The sequence below is a fragment of the Pseudomonas sp. 8(2025) genome (genome assembly GCF_052665325.1).
The window spans coordinates 23,289-46,686 of the sequence record NZ_JBQOIE010000024.1; the positions used below are offsets into that span (position 1 = coordinate 23,289).

At 68.9% G+C, this 23,398-nt stretch carries 14 protein-coding genes; 11 read left to right on the top strand and 3 right to left on the bottom strand.

Annotated elements, in window-relative coordinates; translation table 11 throughout:
• Nucleotides 1-3 precede the first annotated feature (3 nt).
• A complete protein-coding gene (locus ACUXVH_RS29235) occupies nucleotides 4-2,235 on the bottom strand; it encodes a TonB-dependent siderophore receptor (protein WP_065364259.1) in 2,232 nt (743 codons plus the stop codon).
• Nucleotides 2,236-2,412: 177 nt separating this feature from the next.
• Nucleotides 2,413-3,315 (bottom strand): AraC family transcriptional regulator, encoded by a 903-nt coding sequence (locus ACUXVH_RS29240; RefSeq protein ID WP_011061777.1) that lies wholly within the window; start codon nucleotides 3,313-3,315, stop codon nucleotides 2,413-2,415.
• 12 nt (nucleotides 3,316-3,327) lie between these two features.
• Here ACUXVH_RS29240 and ACUXVH_RS29245 point away from each other — a divergent pair, with 12 nt between their 5' ends.
• The 11 genes from ACUXVH_RS29245 (at nucleotide 3,328) to ACUXVH_RS29295 (ending at nucleotide 22,217) form a co-directional block, all read left to right on the top strand.
• Nucleotides 3,328-3,609, top strand: coding sequence for a hypothetical protein (locus ACUXVH_RS29245; protein WP_141679906.1), 282 nt, complete (start codon nucleotides 3,328-3,330; stop codon nucleotides 3,607-3,609).
• 80 nt (nucleotides 3,610-3,689) lie between these two features.
• Nucleotides 3,690-5,357: a (2,3-dihydroxybenzoyl)adenylate synthase gene (locus tag ACUXVH_RS29250; protein ID WP_065364258.1), complete on the top strand. Its 1,668-nt coding sequence runs from the start codon at nucleotides 3,690-3,692 to the stop codon at nucleotides 5,355-5,357.
• A complete protein-coding gene (locus tag ACUXVH_RS29255; RefSeq protein WP_176707095.1) occupies nucleotides 5,350-7,095 on the top strand; it encodes an ABC transporter ATP-binding protein in 1,746 nt (581 codons plus the stop codon). The genes ACUXVH_RS29250 and ACUXVH_RS29255 overlap by 8 nt, the downstream gene beginning before the upstream one ends.
• Nucleotides 7,092-8,858 carry an ABC transporter ATP-binding protein gene (locus tag ACUXVH_RS29260; RefSeq protein WP_065364256.1) on the top strand — a complete coding sequence of 589 codons (1,767 nt, stop codon included), beginning with the start codon at nucleotides 7,092-7,094 and terminating at the stop codon, nucleotides 8,856-8,858. The genes ACUXVH_RS29255 and ACUXVH_RS29260 overlap by 4 nt, the downstream gene beginning before the upstream one ends.
• Nucleotides 8,848-12,318 carry a non-ribosomal peptide synthetase gene (locus ACUXVH_RS29265; RefSeq protein WP_065364255.1) on the top strand — a complete coding sequence of 1,157 codons (3,471 nt, stop codon included), beginning with the start codon at nucleotides 8,848-8,850 and terminating at the stop codon, nucleotides 12,316-12,318. The genes ACUXVH_RS29260 and ACUXVH_RS29265 overlap by 11 nt, the downstream gene beginning before the upstream one ends.
• Complete coding sequence (locus ACUXVH_RS29270; RefSeq protein WP_065364254.1) at nucleotides 12,315-17,738, top strand: non-ribosomal peptide synthetase; 5,424 nt, start codon at nucleotides 12,315-12,317, stop codon at nucleotides 17,736-17,738. Before ACUXVH_RS29265 ends, ACUXVH_RS29270 begins: the two co-directional genes overlap by 4 nt.
• Complete coding sequence (locus tag ACUXVH_RS29275; RefSeq protein ID WP_255313413.1) at nucleotides 17,735-18,850, top strand: saccharopine dehydrogenase NADP-binding domain-containing protein; 1,116 nt, start codon at nucleotides 17,735-17,737, stop codon at nucleotides 18,848-18,850. The genes ACUXVH_RS29270 and ACUXVH_RS29275 overlap by 4 nt, the downstream gene beginning before the upstream one ends.
• Nucleotides 18,847-19,626, top strand: coding sequence for a thioesterase II family protein (locus tag ACUXVH_RS29280; protein WP_065364252.1), 780 nt, complete (start codon nucleotides 18,847-18,849; stop codon nucleotides 19,624-19,626). Before ACUXVH_RS29275 ends, ACUXVH_RS29280 begins: the two co-directional genes overlap by 4 nt.
• A 23-nt stretch (nucleotides 19,627-19,649) precedes the next feature.
• Nucleotides 19,650-19,973: an isochorismate lyase gene (locus ACUXVH_RS29285; RefSeq protein WP_026020138.1), complete on the top strand. Its 324-nt coding sequence runs from the start codon at nucleotides 19,650-19,652 to the stop codon at nucleotides 19,971-19,973.
• Nucleotides 19,966-21,390, top strand: coding sequence for an isochorismate synthase (locus ACUXVH_RS29290; protein WP_065364251.1), 1,425 nt, complete (start codon nucleotides 19,966-19,968; stop codon nucleotides 21,388-21,390). The genes ACUXVH_RS29285 and ACUXVH_RS29290 overlap by 8 nt, the downstream gene beginning before the upstream one ends.
• A 356-nt stretch (nucleotides 21,391-21,746) precedes the next feature.
• Nucleotides 21,747-22,217: an Imm30 family immunity protein gene (locus ACUXVH_RS29295; protein WP_011061767.1), complete on the top strand. Its 471-nt coding sequence runs from the start codon at nucleotides 21,747-21,749 to the stop codon at nucleotides 22,215-22,217.
• 76 nt (nucleotides 22,218-22,293) lie between these two features.
• On the opposite strand, the gene ACUXVH_RS29300 is transcribed toward ACUXVH_RS29295, so the two are convergent.
• Nucleotides 22,294-23,235 carry an alpha/beta hydrolase gene (locus ACUXVH_RS29300; RefSeq protein WP_065364250.1) on the bottom strand — a complete coding sequence of 314 codons (942 nt, stop codon included), beginning with the start codon at nucleotides 23,233-23,235 and terminating at the stop codon, nucleotides 22,294-22,296.
• Between the last annotated feature and the right edge of the window lie 163 nt (nucleotides 23,236-23,398).

Below are 23,398 nucleotides of genomic sequence, written 5' to 3' on the forward strand. Positions count from 1 at the left end.
GGCTTACCAGCGATAGCGCAGGCTGGCGATGACACTGCGGTCATAACCGGCGCTGCAATTGGTCAGCGAGCAGCCTTCGTAATAGTGCTTGTCGGTGAGGTTGGTGGCATTCACCGCCAGGCGCAGGCCCTTGGCCGCCGGGATCAGCTTGTCGAAGTCGTAGTGCACCGCCGCGTCCAGCAAGGTGTAGGAAGGCACGCGCTGGGTGTTGGCGGCATCGGCCTCGGTGGAGCCGATGTAACGCACCCCGGCGCCGAAGCCCAGGCCGCTGAGGGGGCCTTCGGGCAAGGTGTAGTCGGCCCACAGCGAGGCCATTTTTTCCGGGGTGTCGGTGGGGCGTTTGCCCTTCTCCAGCGGGTTGTTGCTCTTGCTCACCTCGGCGTCGTTGTAGGTCAGCGCCGCCAGCAGGTCCAGGCCCCGGGCCAGGCTGGCCTTGCCTTCGAGCTCGATGCCGCGCACGTTGATCTCGCCGGTCTGGATCTTGTTCAGGCGTTCGGCCGGGTCGGTGGTCAGGACGTTTTCCTGGGTCAGGTCGAACAGCGACAGGGTGATGTAGCTGTCGATGCCCGGCGGCTGGTACTTGACCCCTACTTCCGATTGCTTGGCGCTGGTGGGCTTGTACGGCGTGCCGTAGAAGTTGGTGCCCAGCACCGGGTCGAAGGACGTGGAGTAGCTGATGTAGGGCGCCAGGCCGTTGTCCGCCAGGTACACCAGCCCGGTGCGGTAGGTGAACTTTTCGTCGTCCTGCTTGCTGCCGCTGTCGTTCATGCGGTTATCGGTACGGGCGCTGGAGCGGTCCTGGCGTCCGCCGACGGTGAGCACCCAATGCTCATCGAAGGTGAACTGCTGCTGGGCGTAGACCCCGACCTGATCGGCGCGCTGCACGGTGTTGGTGAAGGGGGTGCAGGGGTCGAACACGCCGCCGTGCACCGGGTTATAGATGTCGATGGGCGAAGCCGAGCCGCCGCGCAGGTAGTAGTCCTCGCGGGTGCGCCGGTAGTCGATCCCCAAAAGCGACACCATTTGCGTGCTGCCCAGGTTCCAGCGGGCCTGGGCATTGTTGTCCAGGGAGTAGGTGTCGCCGACGATGCGAAAGCGATAGGCAGCGCGGTTCAGGGTGCGCAGGTCCGGAGCCAGGGACATGCCGCTGGCGGTGTTGGTCAGCAGGTTGACGTGGCCGTAGCGGGCGCTGGAATTGAGGCTCCAGACGTCATTCAGGCGGTGCTCCAGCAGGTAGCCCAGGGAGTACTGGGTGCGGTCGTTGTCCAGCCCCGGTTCATCGAGGAAGACGTTGTGCCTGACCTTGCCATTGGGGTTGCCAAGCAGGGTGCCCTGGGCCGGCAGGAACACCCGCGGCGCGCCGAACGTGTCCTGGGTGTAGTCGGCCAGGAGGGTCAGGCTGGTGTCGTCGTTGGGCTTCCAGGTGAAGGAGGGCGCGAAGTACTGTTTGTCGTCCTTGATGTGATCGAACTGGGTGCCGCTGTCGCGCTCCAGGCCCACCAGGCGATAGAGGAATTGCCCTTCATCGTCCAGCGGCCCGCTGAAGTCGAACTGGCCCTGGGCCCGGTCGAAGCTGCCCCCCTGGATCTGCACTTCATGGAAGGGCTTGTCCAGCGGGCGCTTGCTGATCTGGTTGACCACGCCCCCCGGCGAGTTCTGCCCGAACAGCACCGAGGCCGGGCCCTTGAGCACATCGATGCGCTCCAGGCCATAGGCTTCGACCTTGGGCCAGGCCTGGGCGGTATTGCCCTTGAGGCCATCGCGGAGCATGCCGGTGGTGACGTCGAAACCGCGGATCGAGAGGGTGTCGAAGCGCTGGCTGGCGGCGGTGGTATTGGCCTGGACCCCGGCGGTGTAGCGTAGCGCCTCGTTCACCGATTGCACCTGCTGGGCATCCATCTGGTCGCGGGTGATCACGGAAATCGACTGGGGAATTTCGCTCAGGCTGGCATCGGTCTTGGTCCCGCTGAGGCTGCGCTTGGCCACGTAACCGGCCTGCGGCCCGGTGGCGGAGTCGGGCTGGGTGGCGCTGATCACGCTGGTATCCAGGGTCAGGGCGTGGTCCTGGTCGGTATCGCCATCGGCGGCCAGCGCGGCGCCGGCCTGGGTCAGCGAGAGTCCCAGGGCCAGGCCGTGGATCAGGCACGCCAGCGGGTTGCGGCCCAGAGCCGGACGCGAGACCACACAATTGACGGGACAACCTGAGGTGTTTCGGTGCGCAACGCGGCTACCCATGCTTCACTCCGTGATGGGGATTAAATGAGAATGCAAACGTATCTCATTTGTGAGCTTGGGTTGCGGGCTAAAACTTTGGCTTGAGCGACCATTTCTTTCGTTTGCGGTACGGCGCGGGGAGGGCGCCCGGATCACCAGGCGCAGCTTTGGATGGAGCAGGCTCGAGCAGGAGCGGGCTCAACGCAAGGACTTGGGCGACACCCCGAAGCGCTTGCGAAAGGCCGTTGAGAAATGCGCCGGGCTGTAGCCGACCCGATAAGCCGCGCTGGAGACATTGGTCTCGCCACTGGCCAGCAAGCGATAGGCTTCTCCCAGGCGCTGCTCCTGCAGGTAGGCATAGACGCTGGTGCCAAACACCTGACGGAAACCGGCGGTGAGCTTGCGCGGGTTCAGGCCCACCTGGCGCGACAGCTCCGACAGCGAAGGCGAATCCTGCAATGAGTTGAGCAGCAGGTCACGGGCGGCATGGATGCGCTCGATGTCCGCCGAGCTGCACGGGCTGTCCTGCAGTGGCCTGGATTCGGCCTGGGCGAGAATCCCCTCGACCCCCAGGGCGGTGAGTTCCAGGGCCTTGCCACCCAGGTAGAAGGAGCGGGTCGGGCCCTGCAGCGGGCAGGTGAAGATCTGTTGCGCCAGGGCCAGCAGCGGTTTGCTCGCCGGCTGGCAGAACAGCATCGGGCCGCCGCCGCGCTGATCGAGCAGGCGCTCGGGTTCCAGGCCGACATTGCGGATCGAGGGGAAGTCCAGCTGCACCGTGGTGTAGCGCACCGGCACGCCGCTGGCGAACAGGTGGTCGCCGCAGTGCTCGCCCTGGTTGGCCACGGCGCACAGGGTCGGCCCGCGGATCTCCACTTCGGGCTGGCCTTCGACCCGGCAATTGAGCTGGCCGCTGAGCACCAGGATGATTTTCAGGCCTTCCCAGAGCGGCTCCTGCATCCACATCTGGCTGTCCATCAGCACGGTCCCGGTGGAGAGGGTGACCTCCGGGACTACGGCGGCCGACCCGGTGTGCTGCGGGTTGGGAAAGTGCAGGGTGGAATCCCTTTTGACAGGCTGCGGCGCAGCGTTGGGGCTGAGCATGGCGAACTCCCTGTGGACCTGAAAAGAGGCCATACGCTAGCAGGAAATTGCCTTTCTGTAATTAAGAATGATTATCCTTTAGCCTTCGAGCACCGTCCTGCCGCGCTCTTTCCGGGGCGCGCCGCGCAATCAAAAGAAAAAGCCGCGCAAACGAATGTCCTGCCGATTGCCGGGTCCGGCAAATTGCCTATTAATAATCACTCTCATTTCCAGGCACGGCAGCCTCCCATGGAAGACCCCTTGCTCGACAGCGCCGCAGGACCGCCGGCGACTCTTCATTCCCGCCAACCCTGACGGCGGATTCCCAGCTCATTCCAGGGGCCTGATCTCTCAGGTCCGGGGCCGCTTTTTGCGTAAAAAACTCAGGAGACAGCATGTCCACTTTCGATGACCTCAAGGATTGCCCCTCTTGGCCCGAAGACTTCGTCCAGCGCTACCGCCAGGCCGGCTACTGGCGCGACGAAACCTTTGGCGACCTGCTGCGCAGCGCCGCCCAGTCCTTTGCCGAGCGTGAAGCGCTGACCGAGGGCGAGCAGCACCTGAGCTACCGGCAACTGGACCTGCGGGTCGACCAACTGGCCGCCGGCCTGTACCGGCTGGGTCTGCGGGCCGGCGACAACGTGGTGCTGCAACTGCCCAACAGTGCGGCCTTCGTCGAAGTCTGCTTTGCCCTTTACCGCCTCGGGGTGCGGCCGATCTTCGCGCTGCCGGCCCACCGGCACCTGGAAATCGGCCGCTTCTGCGAGTTCGCCCGGGCCCGGGCCTACTTCTGCGCCGACCGGGACGCCAGCTTCGACTATCGGGCCATGGCCCGCGACCTCAAGGACCGCAACCCGCAGCTGGAGTGGGTGGTAGTCGCCGGCGAGGCCGAGGAATTCACGGCCTTGCACAGCCTGTATGAGCCGGCGCCTGCGCGCACCTTCCAGTCCCCCAGCGCCGACGCGGTGGCCTGTTTCCAGCTCTCCGGCGGCTCCACCGGGGTGCCCAAGCTGATCCCGCGCCGGCATCACGAATACCTCTACAACCTGCGGGCCAGCGCCGAGCGCTGTGGCCTGTCCGAGGCCAGCGTGTACCTGGTGGCGCTGCCCATGGCGCACAACTTTCCCATGTGCTGCCCAGGGTTCATCGGCACCTTTTCGGTGGGCGGGCGGGTGGTGCTGAGCCCCTCGCCGAGCCCGGAAGTCTGCTTCGAACTGATCGAGCGCCAGGGGGTGACCCACACCGCGCTGGTGCCGCCCCTGGCCCTGGTCTGGCTGGAAGCGGCCCAGGCCCGCGGGCGTGGCCTGGCGCCGTTGCAACTGCTGCAAGTGGGCGGCGCCAAACTCAGCTACGAGGCCGCAAGGCGCATCGAACCGGTGCTCGGCTGCCGCCTGCAGCAGGTGTTCGGCATGGCCGAGGGGCTGATCTGCTACACCGACCCCGAGGACCCGCCACAGCGGGTGCTGCACACCCAGGGCCGGCCGCTGTCGCCGGCGGACGAAATTCGTGTGGTGGACGAGCACGACCAGCCGGTGCCGGTGGGGCAGGTGGGGCAGTTGCTGACCCGCGGCCCCTACACCATCCGCGGTTACTACCGTTACCCCGAGCACAACGCCCAGGCCTTCACGGCCGATGGTTTCTACCGCACCGGCGACCGGGTCATGCTCACCGCCGACGGCTACCTGATGGTGGAAGGGCGCGACAAGGACCTGATCAACCGCGGGGGCGAAAAGATCGCTGCCGAAGAAGTGGAAAACCTGCTGCTCAGCCACCCGGCGGTGGCCGACATCGCCCTGGTGGCGATGCCTGATGCCTTCCTCGGCGAACGCACCTGCGCCTTCGTCATCCCTCGCGGCACCGCGCCCCGGGCCCCGGAACTGCTGCGTCACCTAAGGGCCCAGGGCCTGGCGGCGTTCAAGCTGCCGGACCGCTTCGAGTTCATCCCGGCCTTCCCCCAGACCGGGGTCGGCAAGGTCAGCCGCAAGCACCTGCGCGAGGCGATCCAGGCCCTGTACTTCGGCGCCCAGGCCGAACCCCTGGAGGGAAGTGGCGCCCGTGGCTGAACGACAAGGACTTTGCGACCTGTTGCACCCGGTGCGCGGGCGCCTGCTGGCGGCCATGCTGCTGCAGGCCCTGGCGGCGCTGGTGGGGCTGTTGCCGTTCATTGCCGTGGCCGAACTGGCGCCGCTGCTGCTCGCCGGCGAGCTGGATGCGCAGCGTGCGCAGTTCTGGCTGCTGGCCGGCGCCGCCGCGTTGCTCCTGCGCCTGCTGGGGCTGGCGGCGGCATTGCAGATCACCCACCTGGCCGACAGCGACCTGCAACGCCAACTGCGCCAGCGCATCGCCGCACACCTGGCACGGGTGCCCCTGGCCTGGTTCGGCCAGCAGCGGGAGACCGCCGAACGGGCCTTGCTGGATGATGTCGGCGCCCTGCACCAGTTGGTGGCGCACCTGCCCAACAACCTGGTGGCGGCGCTGGTGGTGCCCCTGGCCAGCCTGGTCTACCTGCTCACGGTGAGCCTGCCCATGACCCTGGTGGTGCTGCTGCCGCCATTGCTGGCGCTGTGGCGCTTGCGGGTCATGCGCACCCCGGCCTATCAGGCCGAGCGCCAGCGCCTGGGGGCGGCCCTGGGCGACCTGTCCACCGCGACCCTGAACTTTGTGCAGAGCATCGCCATGGTCAAGTCCTTCGGCCGTGCCGAGCGGGTGCAGGCGGATTTCGTCAGCGCGGTGCAGGGTTTCGGGCGTTTTTTCTCCCAGTGGGTGGAGCGCTGGGCGGGCCTGGGGGCGAGTGTCGAGGTGCTGCTGTCGCCCTTGCTGGTGCTGGCCCTGGTGCTGGTGGCCGGGGTGGCGCTGACGGCGGCCGGCTGGCTGCACCCGGTGCAACTGTTGCCGTTCGCCCTGCTTGGCCCGGCCCTGGCGGCGCCGGTGGCGGCATTGGGGCATGGCGCCGATTCCCTGGTCCAGGGCCGGGCGGCGGCGCAGCGCATCAGCACCGTGCTGAGTACCCCGGTGCAGGCGCAGCCGGCATTTTCCCGGGAGCCCGAGGGGCATCAGGTGATCTTTGATGAAGTGGCTTTCAGCTACCCCGACGGCACCCAGGTGCTGCACGGCATCGACCTGTGCCTGCAACCGGGGACCCTGACCGCCCTGGTGGGGGATTCGGGCGCTGGCAAGTCGACCCTGGCCACCTTGCTGGCGCGCTTTGCCGACGTCAGCGCCGGGGCCATCCGCATCGGCGGCGTCGACCTGCGGGACATGGACAGCGCGACCCTCTATCGCCAGGTGGCCTTTGTCTTCCAGGACGTGCGTCTGCTGCGCAGCAGCGTTCTGGACAACCTGCGCCTGGGGCGTCCCGAGGCCACGCTGGCCGAGGCCGAGGAGGCGGCCCGTGCGGCGCAGATCCACAGTCGTATCACCGCCTTGCCCCAGGGTTATCACACCCAGCTGGGCAGTGGCGTGCAGTTCTCCGGTGGTGAAGTGCAGCGCCTGGGCATTGCCCGGGCGATGCTCAGCCAGGCACCGATCCTGGTGCTGGACGAAGCCACCGCCGCCAGCGACCCGGAGTCCGAAGCGGCGATCCAGCAGGCGTTGTCGCGGCTGGCGGCGGGGCGCACGGTGCTGGTGATCGCCCATCGCCTGAGCAGTATCCAGGATGCCGACCAGATTGCCGTGCTGCAGGCCGGGCAACTGGTGGAATGCGGCCGGCACCAGGCCCTGCTGGAGCAGCAGGGGGTGTATGCCGGGCTGTGGGCGGCGCAGCAGTTCTGCGCCGTGGAAACGGCGGGGGAGCAGGCATGATTGGCGCACTGTTACGCAGTTTGCAGCCGGCCGAAGCCAGCCTGCTGCGCCGGGCCTTGCTGGCCATGGCCGCCAGTGCCCTGGCCCAGGGCGCGGCGCTGGCCCTGTTACCCATGGCCTTTGCCAGCCTGTTCGATGCCGCTGCCGGGCAGGCGCCGTGGCGATGGGCCGGGGCCTTTGCCGGTTTCGCGCTGCTGTGCCTGGGGTTGCGCCGGCATGCGCAACTGGCGGGCTACCGCGCGGGCGCCGCGGCGGCCCAGTCGTTGAACCTGCGCATCGGCGAACAACTGGTGCGCCTGCCCCTGGAGTGGTTCGTCGAGCGCCGCAGCGCCGAGCTCAATCGGCTGGTGACCCACACCGTACTGCAGATCATGAGCACCCCGGCGCACCTGTTGCAGCCCATGGCCAACGCCTTGCTGACGCCCCTGGCGCTGCTTGTGGCGCTGTTCTTCTATGACCGCACCATGGCCCTGGCGGCCTTGGCCAGCGTGCCCCTGCTGCTGGTGTTCTACCACTGGGGCGTACGCTGGGGCGGCCAGGCCGAAAGCCGCAGTGAGGCGGCGGCCAACGAGGCGGCGGCGCGGGTCCTGGAGTTCCTGCGCCAGCAGCCGCTGCTGCGTGCCAGTGGCCGCACCGGCGAAGGCTTCAGCCTGCTCACCGAGGCCTTGCAGCAACAGCGCCGGGCCCAGCGTCGGGCCCACTGGCGGACCTTTCCGGCGGCCCTGGGGCTGGCGGTGGTGCTCCAGGCCGGCTACACCGCGATGCTGCTGTGCGGCCTGTATGCAGTGCTCGGTGGCAGCCTGGGAGTGGCCCAGTACCTGGCGCTGGCGGTGCTCGCCACCTGCCTGGTGGAACCCATGGGCACCCTGGTCAACCTCGGCACGACCTTGCGCCAGACCCGCCATGGCCTGAACCGTTTGCGCCACTTGTTGCGCCTGCCGGCGCTGCCGGAGCCGAGCCAGCCCGAGGAACCCCGGGGGCATCAGGTGCAGGTGCGCGACCTGGGGCTGGTGCGCCAGGAGCAGGTGATCCTGCAGGGCATCAGCTTCGAGCTGGCGCCGGCCTCGCTGAACCTGCTGGTGGGCGCCTCCGGCTCCGGCAAGTCGAGCCTGCTGCGCCTGCTGGCGCGGTTCAGCGATGTCGATAGCGGCGCCATTTTGTTGGGTGGTGTCGACCTGCGCCAGCTGTCCGCCGCGCAGCGCGATCGTTCCATCGCCCTGATGTTCCAGGACTGTCCGCCGCTGGCTGCGAGCCTGCTGGACAACCTGCGCCTGGGCGACCCCGAGGCCAGCGACAGCCAACTGATGGACGCCGCCCGCGCCACCGGCCTGGACCTTGTGGCCCAGCGCCTGCCCCAGGGCTGGCAAACCCGGGTCGGCGAGGGCGGCGTCAGCCTCTCCGGGGGCGAGCGCCAGTGCCTGGCCCTGGCCCGGGTGCTGCTCAAGGACGCCAGCCTGATCCTGCTGGACGAACCCACCGCGGCCCTGGATGCCATCAGCGAGGCCCGGGTCAACCGTTGCCTGCTGCAACTGGCGCGCAAGCACACGGTGCTGCTGGTGACTCACAAACCGACCCTGGCCCCCAGCGCCGGACAGATTCTCCTGCTGGAGCAGGGCTGCCTGGCCCAGCGCGGTACCCACGCCCAACTGATGGCGGCCCCGGGCCGTTATCGCGAGCTGTTCCACGAGCGCGAGGCGATCAATCGCTGGCGCCTGCGCCAACCCCCTTCCGTACCCCAAAGGAACGTCCACCATGACCGATAACCCAGCACTGGCACGCGCTCATCCAGCGGACGCCGGCCTGAGTCATTCACCCCAAGGACTCTGCGAAGGCATTGCCCGGCTGCTCGGCTACAGCGCCGAGGATCTTGAACCCCAGGCCTCCCTGATCGAGCAGGGGCTCGACTCGGTGAGCATCATGCGCCTGCCGGCGCTGCTGGCCGCCGAAGGCGTGGCCCTGAGCTTCGCCGAACTGATCCAGCAACCGACCCTGGACGCCTGGTGGGCGCTGATCGAGGCTCGCCGTGGCCTCGCGGCGCCGCGCCTGCAGGCTGTGGCCCGCGCTCCTGCCAACAGCGATTTCGCCCTGACCCCACTGCAACAGGCCTACTGGTTCGGCCGCGATCCGGGCATGCCCCTGGGCGGCGTCGGCTGCCACCTGTACCAGGAACTGGACGGCCATGGCCTGGAGCCCCAGCGCCTGGAGCAGGCCCTGCGCCGCCTGTGCCAGCGCCATCCGATGCTGCGGGCGTGCTTTATCAGCGACACCTGCCAGCGCATCCTGCCCCAGAGCCCCTGGCCCGGGCTGACCGTCCACGACCTGCGCCAGGCTTCCTGCGTCGGGGCTGCCGAGGCCCTGGAGCAGATCCGCGAAAACCTCTCGCACCGGTGCCTAGAGGTCAGCCGCGGGCAGGTGTTCGATGTGCAGTTGAGCCTGCTGCCCGAAGGTCGCAGCCGCCTGCACCTGAACATCGACCTGCTGGTGGCCGACGTGCTCAGCATTGGCATCCTGCTGCGCGACCTGGCGCTGATCCATGCCGGCCAGGAGCACAGCCTGCCGGCCCTGGACTGGAACTTCGCCGACTACCTGCGGGCCGAACAGGCGGCGCGCGCGCCACTGCTGGCGGCGGCCCGGGACTATTGGCTGGAGCGCCTGGAAGAGCTGCCGGACGGCCCGCAACTGCCCCTGGCCCAGGAGCCGCAGAACGCCGGTACTGCGCGTTTTCGCCGCCTGGCCATGCGTCTGGACCAGGGCCAGTTGCAGGCCCTGGAGCAGCGCGCCCGGCAGCACGGGCTGACCCTGGCCAGCGTGCTGGCCTGCGCCTATGCCCAGGTGCTGGGGCGCTGGAGCGCCAGCCAGCATTTCCTGCTCAACGTGCCGCTGTTCAATCGCCAGGAACTGCACCCCTGCGTGCCTCATCTGCTGGCGGACTTTTCCAACCTGGTGCTGCTGGAGGTCGACCAGCGCCAGCCCGCGCCCTTCAGCCAGCAGGCCCTGGCGTTGCAGGCTCAATTGCACCGCGACATCGCCCACAGCGCCTGGCCCGGGGTCGAGGTGCTGCGCGAGCGGGCGCGGCTGCGCCAGGGCGGTGGCCAGGGCGCGCCGGTGGTGTTCGCCTGCAACCTGGGCCCGGCCTTTGTCGACGCCACCTGCCGCGAGCAACTGGGCGAACCGGGCTGGGCGCTGTCGCAGACGCCCCAGGTCTGGCTCGACCACCAGAGCTACCCGCTGGCCGACGGCCTGCTGCTGAACTGGGACGCGGTGGACGCGCTGTTCCCCGAAGGCCTGCTGGACGAGATGTTCGACGCCTACCGCGCCTTGCTGTTGTGGCTGTGCGCCAACGACTGGCAGCAGGTGGCGCCCTTGCCGCTGCCGGCGGCGCAACAGCAGCGCCGCCAGCAGGTCAATGCCACCGCACACGCGACCCCGGCGCAGCTGTTGCACCAGGGCTTTTTCCAGCAGGCGCGCCTGAACCCCGAGGCCGTGGCGCTGATCTGCGAGCAGGGCAGCCTGAGCTACGCCGAGCTCGCCCGGCAGGCCCTGCAAATGGCCGGGGCCTTGGGCGAGTGGGGCGTGCAGCCGGGTGACGCGGTGGCGATCACCTTGCCCAAGGGCCGCGACCAGGTGGTCGCGGTGCTGGGGACCCTTGCCGCAGGGGCGGTCTATGTGCCGGTGGGCATCGAGCAGCCGCCGGCGCGCCGCGACATGATCTACCAGCGCGCCGGGGCGCGGGTGGTGATCACCGATCAGGCCCACCGCGAGGGCGGTATCTGGCTCGCCGAACTGCGGGTGGTGACCCTGGCCCAGGCGCTTGTCGCACCGGCGCTGGGGCAATCCCTGGAGATGGCGGCGGATGCCCTGGCCTACGTGATCTTCACCTCGGGCACCACCGGCGAACCCAAGGGCGTGGAACTGTCCCACCAGGCGGCGATGAACACCATCAGCGCCATCAACCGGCGCTACCAGGTGAGCGCCGAGGATCGGGTGCTGGGGGTCTCGGCCCTGGATTTCGACCTGTCGGTGTACGACCTGTTCGGCCTGCTGAGTGTCGGCGGCGCCCTGGTGCTGCCGGCGGACGGGCTGCGCAAGGAGCCCCGGGAATGGCTGCGGCTGATCCGCGAGCAGCGGGTGAGTGTGTGGAACTCGGTGCCGGCGCTGCTGGACATGCTGACCCTGCAAGTGCGCGACGACGGCGGCCTGGGAGCCTTGCGCCTGGCCATGGTCTCCGGTGACTGGGTCGGCCTCGACCTGCCACGGCGCCTGGAGCGGGCGGCGGGCCACCGCGTGCCGTTCGTGGCCCTGGGCGGCGCCACCGAGGCGGCGATCTGGTCCAACTACCAGGACGTGGCGCAGGTGCCCGGGCACTGGCGTTCGATCCCCTACGGGCGGCCCCTGGACAACCAGTGCTTCCGGGTGGTGGACAGCCAGGGCCGGGACTGCCCGGACTGGGTGCCCGGCGAGCTGTGGATCGGCGGTGCCGGGGTGGCCGCCGGCTATCGCGGCCTGCCGACCCTCAGCGCCCAGCGCTTTGTCGAGCACGAGGGCCGGCGCTGGTATCGCACCGGCGACCAGGGCCGCTACTGGGCCGACGCCAGCCTGGAGTTTCTCGGGCGCCTGGACCATCAGGTCAAGGTCCGCGGCTTTCGCATCGAGCTGGCAGAAATCGATGTGGCCCTGGAGCGCCACCCGGCCATCGACCGCGCGCTGAGCCTGGTGCTGCCCGGCAGCGAAGCGCAGCTGGCGGCGGTGCTGCTGGCCCGGGAGCCGCTGCCCGAGCCCCAGGCCCTGCGCCAGTGGCTGGGGCAATGGCTGCCCGAACACATGCTTCCGGACCTCTGGCTGAGCCTGCCGGAACTGCCCCTGAGCACTAACGGCAAGGTCGATCGCGCGGCTTTGCTGTGGCTGCTGCAGGAGCAGCGCCGGGGCATCCAGCCGCAGAGTGCCGAGCCGCCGCAAGGGGAATGGGAAGAGGCCGTGGCCGCGCTCTGGCAGGAGCTGCTGGAGGTGCCGCAGGTGGGCCGGCACCAGGGCTTTTTTGCCCTGGGCGGCAACAGCCTGCTGGCGGCCCGGTTGATCGAACGCATCGCCCGGCAGTTCCAGCTGGAACTGTCGCTCAAGGATTTTTTCAACGCGGCCACCGTGGCCCTGCAGGGGCAGTTGCTTGCCTCGCGCCGGGAACAGCGGCCCGTCAATCAGAACGCAATGGTGGAGGGCGTGTTATGACGCTGCAGCAACTGCAACAGGATCTGCAACAACTGGGTGTGGAGCTCTGGGAAGAACAGGGTCGCTTGCGCTATCGGGCCCCGGCCGGGGTCATGGACGAGGCGCGCCTGCAACAGCTGCGCGAACACAAGGAGGCGCTGCTGCAACAGCTGCAAGCGGCGCAGATGCCGACCCTGGAGGCCGACCATTCGGCCCGGGAAGAACCCTTCCCGCTGACCGACGTGCAGGCCGCCTACCTGCTGGGCCGCACCACGGCTTTCAGCTACGGCGGCGTGGCCTGCCACGGCTACCTGGAGTTCGCCCAGAAGGACCTGGACCCGGTGCGCCTGGAGCAGGCCTGGAACCAGTTGATCGCGCGTCACGAGATGCTGCGGGCCGTGGTCCTGGAGGAGGGCTACCAGCGCATCCTGCCCCAGGTGCCGCATTACTCCATCGCCCGCCACGACCTGAGCCGGGACGACGGCAGCGCCTTGCAGGCCTTGCGCGAGCGCATGGAACTGCGCCGTGCACCGCCCCAGCAATGGCCGCTGATCGAGCTGTGCGTGAGCCAGGGCCGCGACACCTCGCGCTTGCACCTGTCAGTGGACCTCTTGGTGTGCGACTACCAGAGCGTGCGCATGCTGCTGGCCGAACTGCAGCAGCTGTACCGCGGCGAGAACCTGCCGGTGCCGGCGCAGATCAGCTTTCGCGACTATGTGCTGGGTGAGCGCCGCCTGCGCGAGCAGCCGCGCTACCAGCGTGATCGCGACTACTGGTGGGCGCGGGTCGACAGCCTGCCGGGTGCGCCGGAACTGCCATTGCTGGGGCCGCCCAGCGGGCCGCGCTTCCAGCGCCGGGCCATGGGCCTGGAGGCCCGGGACTGCAATGCCTTGCGCCTGAACGCGGCGGCGGCCGGGGTCGGTGTGTCGGCGGCAATCCTCTCGGCCTATGCCGAAACCCTGGGCCGCTGGAGCCGGCGCGGGCACTTCTGCCTGAGCCTGACCCTGCTCAATCGCCTGTCCCTGCACCCCCAGGTGGATCGCCTGGTGGGGGACTTCAGCTCGGTGGAACTGCTGGAAGTGCAGACCCTGCAAGGCGGCAGCTTCGGCCAGCGCAGCCAGCAGCTGCAGGAGCGCCTGTGGCAGGACATGGACCATCGCCTGTGTTCGGGCATCGAAGTGCTGCGCGAGCTGGCGCGGCGCAAGGGCCAGGACGCGGCGCTGATGCCCTACGCCTTCACCAGCACCCTGGGGGCCGGCGGCGAGAGCGGCGGCGGGGCCTTCATGCCCGGTGCCGAGCTGGTGTTCGGCATCAGCCAGACGCCCCAGGTGCTGATCGACTGCCAGGTCAGCGAGCGTGACGACGGCTTGGCGATCAACTGGGACATCCGCGAAGGCGTGTTCAGCGAGACCCTGCTGGATGCGCTGTTCGACACCTTCGAACGCCTGCTCAAGCGCCTGGCCCGGGAGCCCTCGGCCTGGACCCTGGATGACTGCCTGGAGTTGCCGGCGGCCCAGCGTCTGCAGCGCGAGCTGGTGAACCAGACTGCCGCGCCTTTGCCCTCCGGCCTGCTGCATGAGCCGTTCTGGCGCCAGGCCGCGGCTGCTCCCGAGCGTGTGGCGCTGATCCAGGGCGCCGCGCAACTGAGCTACGGCGAACTGGCCGGGCGCGCCGAAGCCGTGGCCGAAGCCTTGCTCGACGCCGGCTGCCAGCCTGGAGAGCGGGTCGCGGTGTGCATGGACAAGGGCCTGGAACAGGTGATCGCGGTGCTCGGCATCCTGCGGGCCGGGGCCGCCTACCTGCCCCTGGACACCAACCAGCCCGAGGCCCGGCGCCAGTTGATCCTGGACAACGCCGAGGTCGCCCGGGTGCTCAGCCAGTCCTGGCTGAGCGACAGCCTGTGCTGGCCGGCGCGGGTGACCCAGGTGATCGCGGTGGACCAGGGCCCGCGGGCGGCACAACGGGCGTTGCCGAGCCTGGACATCGACCCGCAGCAACTGGCCTACGTGATCTACACCTCGGGCTCCACCGGGGTGCCCAAGGGCGTGATGATCAACCATCAGGCGGCCCTCAATACCATCGTCGACATCAACCAGCGCTTTGCCATCGAGGCCCAAGACCGGGTACTGGCCCTGGCCAGCCTGGGCTTCGATCTGTCGGTGTACGACATCTTCGGCCTGCTGGCCGTGGGCGGCGCCCTGGTGCTCCCGGACCCGCAACGCCGCGCCGACCCTTCGCACTGGGCCGAGTGCGTCCGGGAACACGGGGTGACCCTGTGGAACTCGGTGCCGGCGCAATTGCAGATGCTCATCCACTACCTGCAGGCCGTGCCATCCATGGCCCCCGGTTCCCTGCGCCTGGCGCTGCTGTCTGGAGACTGGATCCCCCTGAACCTGCCGGCGGAGGCCGCCCAGCTACTGCCCGGGCTGCGGCTGATCAGCCTCGGCGGCGCCACCGAAGCGGCGATCTGGTCGATCTACTATCCGATTACCCAGGTCAACCCCCAGTGGCGCAGCATTCCCTACGGCATGCCCCTGGCCAATCAGCGCTTCATGGTGCTCGACGAGCAGGGCCGGGATCGCCCGCAAGGGGTGGCCGGCGAGCTGTACATCGCCGGTAGCGGTCTGGCCCTGGGTTACCTGGGGGATGCCGAGAAAACCGCCGAGCGCTTTGTCGACCATCCGCGCAGCGGCGAGCGCCTGTACCGCACCGGCGACCTGGGGCGCTACCTGGACGACGGCCTGATCGAGTTCCTCGGCCGCGAAGATTTCCAGGTCAAGGTCCGTGGCCACCGCATTGAACTGGCGGAGGTGGAAAGCGCGCTGCTCAGCCATCCCCATGTGGAGTCCGCGGTGGTGGTGGCAGCGGGCGAGGGCGCCTTCGAGCGGCACTTGCAAGCCTGCCTGCGGGCCAGCCTGCGGGACACGCCGATCGCCTGGCCGGCGCAGTTGCAGGCGCGCACCCAGGCGGCGGCCGAAGCCGTGCGCGGCGGCTTGAGCGATGCCCTGGTGAGCGAGATGTCGGCCTGTGTCGAGCGCGCCGCACTGCTGTCCATGGGCCTGGCCCTGCAACGCCCCGGCTTGTTCGAGAGCGCCGGGCAGAGCCATGCCCTGGACGAGATTGTCGCGGCTTGTGAGGTGGCGCCGCGCAACCAGCGCTTGATCCGCCGTTGGCTGCAAGCCCTGGCCCGGGAAGGCCTGGTGCACCGGGACCTGCACACCGGGCGTTATTCGGGCCTGCAGGTATCGGCCGAGGAATACCGCCAGCAATGGCAGCGCATCGATGCCCTGGAACCGTCCGTGGGCTGGGGCGCCGAAGTGCTGCGCTACCTGCGCGAAAGCCAGGAGCAACTGCCGGCGCTGATGAGCGACCAACTGGACCCGCTGCACCTGCTGTTTCCCCAGGGCCGCACCGACACCGCCGAAGGCGCCTACCGCAAGAACCTGATCAGCCAGTACCTGAACCAGGCGGTGTGCGCCGCGGTGCAGGAGATCATCCGCCAGCGTCCGGCCGGCCAGCGCCTGCGCCTGCTGGAAATCGGCGCCGGGGTCGGCGGCACCAGCGCCGACCTGATCCCGGCCCTGGACGGGCTGGCGGTGGACTACCAGTTCACCGACCTGTCGCAGTTCTTTCTCAACGAGGCCCGGGAACATTTCGCCGCTTACCCCTGGGTCAGCTACGGGCTGTTCGACCTCAACCAGGACCATTGGGCCCAGGGCGTGGCCGCCAACTCCCTGGACGTGATCCTCTGCGCCAACGTGCTGCACAACTCGCGGCATGCCAGCCGGGTGCTGGCGCGGCTGCGGGAGATGCTGGCCCCGGGCGGCTGGCTGATCTTCATCGAGGCCACTCGCGACACCTACCAGATCATGGCGTCCATGGAGTTCAAGGAGGGCCTCACCGCCTTCGAGGATTTCCGGGCCGAGCTGGACACCACCTTCATCCGCCGCGAACAGTGGCAGCAGTTGCTGCTGGAGGCCGGAGGCGAGACCCCGCTGTGCCTGCCCGGGGCCGATGACGCCATGTCGCAGATCGGCCAGCACCTGTTCATCACCCGCTTCAAGAGCGAGCGCCAGGCCCTGGAGCCCGAGCAGATGCGGGCCCATCTGGCCCGGCACCTGCCGGAGTACATGATCCCGAGCCACTGGCAGATCCTCGATGAAATGCCCCTGACCGCCAACGGCAAGGTCGACCGCCAGGCCCTGGCGCGGATCGGCGTGGCCGGCCCCGAGCAGCAGGCCAGCAGCGGCGCGGCGCCCGTGGATGAGCTGGAACGCAGCATTGCCGAGGTCTGGCAGACCCTGTTGCGGGTGCCGGCGGTGGGCCGTGACCAGGGCTTCTTCGAGCTTGGCGGCGACTCGCTGCTGGTGGCCCAGGTGGTGGGCCGCCTGCGTGAAGCCTTGCCCCAGGCCCGGCAGTTGCCCTGGAGTGACCTGCTGCGCCAGTTGATCAACCAGCCCACGGTGGCGGCCCTGGCCGATTACCTGCGAGGCCAGGGCGTGGAGGGCGATTCGCCGCTGGTGCGCATCAGCGACAAGGCCCAGGGCCCGACGCGGATCTTCGTCCACGACGGCAGCGGCACCCTGGCGCCGTACCGCGCGCTGTTTGCCGCCCTGGGGGAAGAAGCGCCCCTGGAAGGGCTGGTGCTCAACGATGTGCCGGCCTATCTGGCCCTGGAGCCGGCCACGGCGATCCGCCAGTTGGCCGAGCGTTATGCCGACACTCTGCAGGCCGAAGGCCGGCGCCAGGTGAGCATCGTCGGCTACTGCCTGGGCGGGCTGCTGGCCACCGAGCTGGCGGCGTGCCTGGCGGCGCGCTCCATCGAGGTGCTGCAACTGAGCGTGATCAGCAGCTACCGGGTGCCGTTCATGATCGAGGACGACCTCTTGGCCGAGTACGTGTTCGCCCGGGTGATGCAGGCCGATCCGCTGGCCCTGGGTTACCCCGAGGATGAACAGGCCATGGAACGCACCATCGCCCGGGTGCTGGCGCAGACTCCGGGGCGCGTGCCCCAGGGTTCGCTGCTGGCCTTGAGCGAGGATGCCCAGTGCGCCCCGGCCCTGGCCTGCCTGCGGCGTCTGGCACACAAGACCCCGGAGCAGCGCCTGCAGGCCATTGCCGAGGCCATGCGCCACGCCGGCTCGCAACTGAGCGACCTGCACTGGCTGCGCGAGCAGTTGCAGGTATTGCGCCACAGCCTGGCCGCGGTAGCCCTGCACGAGGCCACGCCGTACCAGGGCGACATGCTGTTCATTCGCCAGAGCGGCGAGGTGCAGGTGCTGCCCGGCATGCACCGCGACATGAGCGCCTACTGGCAGGCCCTGTGCCTGGGTGAGCTGCGGGTAGTGGATGTGCCCGGGGATCATTTCAGTTGCATGCAGCAGCCCCAGGTGCAAGCCGTGGCTCAGGCCTTCGATGCACCCACCGAGGTGGCGGCATGAGGGCAGGGGTGATGGGGCTGGTCGGCGCTTACGGCAGCGTCGGCCGTCAGGTCGCGCAGTTGCTGGCCGGCAAGGTGGCACTGCGCCTGGGTGGACGCGATCCGCGGCAGGCCGAGCAACTGAACCAGCAGTTGGGGGCGCGGGCCGAGGTGCGCGCCCTGGACCTGTGGGAGCCACAGAGCCTGGCGGACTTCTGCGCCGGCTGTTCGCTGGTGATCAACTGCGCCGGGCCCAGCTACCGGATTCTCGATCGGGTGGCCCGGGCCGCCCTGGCCGCAGGCGCCGACTACCTGGATGTGGGGGGCGACGATCCACTTCATGAGCGGCTGGTGGGACAGCTGCCGGCGGGGCACCGGGTGCTGTTGTCGGCGGGCATGCTGCCGGGGCTCTCGGGGCTGTTTCCGCAACTGCTGGCGCAGTCCTTCCAGCGGGTCGATGCCTTGCGCTGCTATGCCGGTGGGCTGGGGCGCTTGTCCGCCACGGCTGCCGAGGATTTCCTGCTGAGCCTGGGCAACGGCTTCGGCCAGGCCCAGTGCGGCTGGTGCGAAGGGCAGGTGGTGCGCAGCACGGCAAGTGCCGAACAGGCATTGCAACGCGACTGGCTGTCACCGGCCGGGGTGCAGGCCTATCCGTACCTGAGCACCGAGCAGCAGCGCCTGTTCGGTGATGTACCGGTGCGCCACGGTCAGGGTTTCAACCTGTTCGAGGGCGGCCAACTGGCGGCGGCCCTGCAACGTATCCAGGGCTCGGCGCCAGAGGCGCGGAGCAGCGCGCAGAACATCGCTGCGCTGGTGCAGGCCAGCGCCCTGGATGTGGCCGGGCGCCGGCCCTATCAACTGCTGGCGGTGGAAATCGACGGCCTGCGCGAGGGCCGCCAGCAGCAGGCCAGCGCCTGGCTGCGGGCCAGCGACGGCTCGCGCCTGACCGGCAGCGTCGCAGCCTTCTGTGCATTGCAGTGGGCGCATCTGCCTGAGGGGCTGCACTACGCCGCCCAGGTGCTGGACGCGACGGCCTGCCTGGAACAACTGCTGCGCTGGCTGCCGGATACGCGGGTGCACCTGCCCGACTTCGCCGCTGTGGCGCTGGCCGAGCCAGAGGAGGGCGTGCTGTGAGAAAGGTTCCCAGTGCCTGGCTGCGTCGTTATCCGCAGCCGCAACCGCCACGCTGCCGCCTGGTGTGCCTGCCCCATGCCGGTGGCAGCGCGAGCTTTTTCAACGACTGGCGTGGCCAGTTGCCGGCGGATGTCGAGCTGGTCAGCGTGCAGTACCCGGGGCGCGAAGAGCGCCTGAGCGAAAGCTGGCCCGGCAGCCTGGAGTGGATGGCGGGCACTATTACCCGGGCCCTGTCGGACCTGGTGGACCGGCCCCTGGTGCTGTTCGGCCACAGCATGGGCGCGGCCCTGGCCTATGAGGTGGCGGCGCGCATGCAGCAGCAGGGCTCGGCGCCACAACGGTTGATCGTGTCCGCGCACCCCGCGCCCCATCGCCAGCGCAGCGGCGAACTGCACCTGGGCCCGGACGAGGACCTGCTGGCGGATGTGCGACGCCTGTCGGACGGTGCGTCGTCGCCCCTGGATGACCCGGCGCTGCGCGACCTGTACCTGCCGGCGTTGCGCAACGACTACCGGCTGATCGAGTGCTACCGCGGTGCGCCCGGCCGCGCCCTGGACCTGCCCCTGAGCGTGTGCCTGGGGGCCCGGGACACCGAGGTGGACCAGGACGAAGCCTATGCCTGGGCCGAGGTCAGCGCCCAGGTCACCGACTTCCAGGCCTTCCCCGGCGGGCACTTCTACCTGCGCGAGCAACAGGCCGAACTGCTGCGCCACCTGACCCGGCTGCTGGCCGGCCATGGCGAGCAGCCGTGGCAGTGCTGGCCCTCGACCCCATGAATTTTCCCTTGGTAGACCCCGACATGAAGACACCCGAGCAGTGCAGCGGCCTGGACGACGTCCGCTGCGGTATCGACGCCATGGACCAGCAGATCATCCAGGCTCTGGGCCGGCGCCTGGCCTACGTCAAGGCGGCGGCGCAGTTCAAGCCGACCGAGGACAGCATTGCCGCCCCGGAGCGGGTTGCGGCGATGCTCCCGCAACGTCGGCAATGGGCCGAGCAGGCGAGCCTGGACCCGATGTTCGTGGTGCCGCTGTTTGCCCAGATCATCCACTGGAACATTGCCCAGCAAGTGCGCCACTGGCGCCGTCAGCACGGGCTGGATCAAGGAGCCCAAGATGAGTGAATCCTGCCTGTCCGGCTTGACCCGGGCCCTGCGCAAGGGCGAATCCCTGGCCCGACGCAGAGGTCGGGCGGTGCTGGTGGTGTACAGCCTGGCCGCCGAGCGCCTGGAGCCGCTGCGGTTGTTCGCCGCCAACCGCCAGATGTTCGGCCAGAGCCTGTTCTGGTCCAGCGACCAGGGCGCCCTGGCCCTGGCCGGGTTCGGCTGCACCGAAGAAATCAGCCCGCCGGCCGCCGAGCGTTTTGCCGCCAGTACCCACGCCTGGCGCCAGTTGCTGCTGCAGGCCCATCAGGTCGGGCCCAAGCGGGCCTACCTGTGCGGCGGCTTTGCCTTCGACCCCCAGGGTCCGCGCAGTGCCCCGTGGCAATCGTTCGCCGCCACGTCCCTGGTGCTGCCGCGGATCCTGCTGCTGCGCGAAGGCGAACAGCAGCACTGGCTGTTCAGCCTGTGGGTCGAGCCCGGCGCCGACGTGGCCCAGTGCGCCGGTGCCCTGGAGGCGGAGTGGAGCTTGTTGCAGGCGCGCTATAACCACGCCCCGGCGGCGCAACTGCCCGCCGGGATCGAGGTCGAGGCCGTCCCCCAGGCCGCCGAACGCTGGCAGGACTGCGTGGCCCGGGCGATTGGGCGAATCCAGGGCGGCGAATTGAGCAAAGTGGTCCTGGCCCGGGAAGTCTGTCTGCAGGCGAGCCGCAGCATTCCCTGCGGCCCCTTGCTGGAAAACCTCGGCGCGGCCTATCCCCAGGCTTTCCTGTTCGCCTTCAGCCGTGGCGACAGCTGCTTTCTCGGTGCCACGCCGGAACGCCTGGTGCGCCTGGCCCGCGGCACCCTCAACACCGTGGCCCTGGCCGGCACCTGCGCGCGCGGCCAGCATGAGCAGCAGGACGCGGAACTGGGCCAGGCCCTGATGGACAGCGCCAAGGACCGCCATGAACACGCCCTGGTGGTGCAGACCCTGCGCGAAGCCCTGCAGCCCTACTGCGCGATGCTGGAGATTCCCCCGCAGCCGCAACTGCACCGCCTGGCCCACGTCCAGCACCTGCTGACCCCGGTGCTGGGGCGGTTGCGGCCCCAGGTCGATCTGCTGCAAGTGGTGGATGCCCTGCACCCGACCCCGGCGGTGGGCGGCCTGCCTCGGGGCAAGGCCCTGGGCTATATCCGCGAGCATGAGCAACTGGACCGCGGCTGGTACGCCGCCCCGGTGGGCTGGCTGAACGCCGAGGGCGATGGCGAGTTTGCCGTGGCCTTGCGTTCCGCCCTGATCCGCGGCAACCAGGCGCACCTGTTTGCCGGTTGCGGCATCGTCGGCGAGTCGGACCCCGAGAGTGAATACCAGGAGACCTGCCTGAAGTTGCGCACCATCGGCGAAGCCCTGCGCCCGCAACCGGCCGCCACCTACGAAAAGCTCGGCCTCTCCCTGTAGGAGCCGGCTTGCCGGCGAACCGCGCAGCGGCCAGTTGGCGCGGTTCGTGGCGAAGGAATGCGACGCTCTTGCGGGCCTCTTCACTGGCAAGCCAGCTCCTACGGATGAGCGGGTGTGCACCCGTAGGAGCCGGCTTGCCGGCGAGCCGCACAGCGGCCAGTTGGCGCGGTTCATGGCGAAGGAATGCACCAGGGCGTTGATGGCCTGACCGGAGCCCTTGCCCGCCAGGCTCAGGCGCGGCGGTACGTAGTCGTCCTTCAGGCCATGGACCACCCGCAGCGGCATGCCGATTTCGCGGATGGTGTCGATGGCGTATCGTTGCGCCTCCCTCCCTTCGAGCTCCCTGGCGAGTACCCATGAAATTCGACGCGTTGACCGACATCCTGCTAAAGCTCGAAAACGCCTTCAACGACCCTGGCGAGAACCTTGTGCGGCGCATCGACGCCTGCATCGCCGAGGTGGCCCAGTTGGCCGACCCGGCCAGCATTGGCCCGCTGTTGTCGTTGCTCGACGATGAGGCCGAATATGACGAGGTGATGTTTTCGCTGATTCACGCCGCCGAGCATTTCGATGATGCTGTGTATGTGCCGGCGTTGCTGGCGGCGCTGCCCGGCTTGCAGGAACACAGCCCGAGGTGGGCGCAGACGCTTTTCATGCGGGTGCTCAACAGCGAGCCCGCGCGCCTGGAGATGGTCCGTGCCTTGCGCGAAGCGGCGCCTGCGGTCAAGGCGGCGGCCCTGGAGTTGGCCGATTCGATCAATCAGCAGTCTCCGGCATTCCTGGCCAAGACCGTGGTGGTCATGGTGGCGGCTCAGCCGGCTGCGTAAGGGACGTCTAGGGACAGGTTTTTTGCAGGTGCCGCGGGCCCATTCGCTGGCAAGCCAGCTCCTATACAAGCCAGCTTCAGCTGGTGGGGGCGGCGGTGGGGGGCGGGCCGGCGAGGTTGTGGCCGGGCTTGGCTCGCAGCAGGGCGTTGATGGCCTGGCCGTAGCCCTTGCCCGCCAGGCTCATGCTGTTGTTGTGGGTGCCGCCGGGCACCAGCAGCAGTTTCTTCGGCTCCAGGGCGGCCTGGAACAATTCCTTGCTCAGGCGCGGCGGCACGTAGTCGTCTTTGAGGCCGTGGACCACCAGCAAGGGCATGCCGATCTCGCCGATCTTGTCGATGGAGTCGAACTTCTGCGACATCACCCAGCGCACCGGCAGGGAGGTCTTGGTCACCGCCGCGGCAGCGTCGGCCAGGGTAGTGAAGGTAGATTCGACGATCAGCCCGCGAGCGGCGGTCGGCGCCTTGGCGCTGGCGGCCTGGCGTCCCAGCTCGGCGGCCAGGTCGATGGCCACCGCGCCACCCAGGGAATGGCCGTAGATCAGGCGCTTGCTGGCGTCGGGCTGCAAGACCTTGAGCCGCTCCCAGGCGATGCGCGCGTCTTCATACACGCTGCTTTCCGAGGGCAGGTCGCCGTGGCTCTGGCCAAAGCCGCGGTAGTCGATGGCCAGCACCGAGTAACCCAGGGCGTGCAGCTGCTCGATGCGAAACAGCTGGCCAGTGAGGTTCCAGCGGACCCCGTGCAGGTAGAGGATCGCCGGGGCATCGGCGCGTTGTGCCGGCCACCACCAGGCGTGGATGTTCTGCCCGGCCTTGAAGCTTTTCGGCTTGAGTTCGAATTCCTGCACCGTGCTCGGCAGGCCGCGATACCAGCCGGCGGTGCCGGGCTCGATGCGAAACACCAGTTGGCGTTCCTTGTGTTCGAGCACCGCGCAGCTCACCGGCAGGCCGACCACCAGCGCGGCCATGCACAGCAGGGAAAACCAGCGACGGCGCAGGCGCTGGGGCAGGGTTGGGGACATGGAAGGCTTCACCGCAGGACAGTCGAAAACGCGTTTTAACAGATGTGCCGCGACGGCTGCAGGAATTTCGGCGCAACGGTCGGCGGCAAGGGTTAGCAAATGCTACAGAGAGGGTCGGCAAGCGCCGTGGCCACCCGCTGCCGGGGCGGGCCACGACGGTGGG

Excerpts from the sequence above, each read along its gene's own strand:
- ACUXVH_RS29290 (WP_065364251.1), top strand. The coding sequence starts at position 19,966 with ATGAGTGAATCCTGCCTGTCCGGCTTGACCCGGGCCCTGCGCAAGGGC.
- ACUXVH_RS29300 (WP_065364250.1), bottom strand. The coding sequence starts at position 23,235 with ATGTCCCCAACCCTGCCCCAGCGCCTGCGCCGTCGCTGGTTTTCCCTG.
- ACUXVH_RS29235 (WP_065364259.1), bottom strand. The coding sequence starts at position 2,235 with ATGGGTAGCCGCGTTGCGCACCGAAACACCTCAGGTTGTCCCGTCAAT.
- ACUXVH_RS29250 (WP_065364258.1), top strand. The coding sequence starts at position 3,690 with ATGTCCACTTTCGATGACCTCAAGGATTGCCCCTCTTGGCCCGAAGAC.
- ACUXVH_RS29275 (WP_255313413.1), top strand. The coding sequence starts at position 17,735 with ATGAGGGCAGGGGTGATGGGGCTGGTCGGCGCTTACGGCAGCGTCGGC.
- ACUXVH_RS29285 (WP_026020138.1), top strand. The coding sequence starts at position 19,650 with ATGAAGACACCCGAGCAGTGCAGCGGCCTGGACGACGTCCGCTGCGGT.
- ACUXVH_RS29270 (WP_065364254.1), top strand. The coding sequence starts at position 12,315 with ATGACGCTGCAGCAACTGCAACAGGATCTGCAACAACTGGGTGTGGAG.
- ACUXVH_RS29295 (WP_011061767.1), top strand. The coding sequence starts at position 21,747 with ATGAAATTCGACGCGTTGACCGACATCCTGCTAAAGCTCGAAAACGCC.
- ACUXVH_RS29260 (WP_065364256.1), top strand. The coding sequence starts at position 7,092 with ATGATTGGCGCACTGTTACGCAGTTTGCAGCCGGCCGAAGCCAGCCTG.
- ACUXVH_RS29240 (WP_011061777.1), bottom strand. The coding sequence starts at position 3,315 with ATGCTCAGCCCCAACGCTGCGCCGCAGCCTGTCAAAAGGGATTCCACC.
- ACUXVH_RS29265 (WP_065364255.1), top strand. The coding sequence starts at position 8,848 with ATGACCGATAACCCAGCACTGGCACGCGCTCATCCAGCGGACGCCGGC.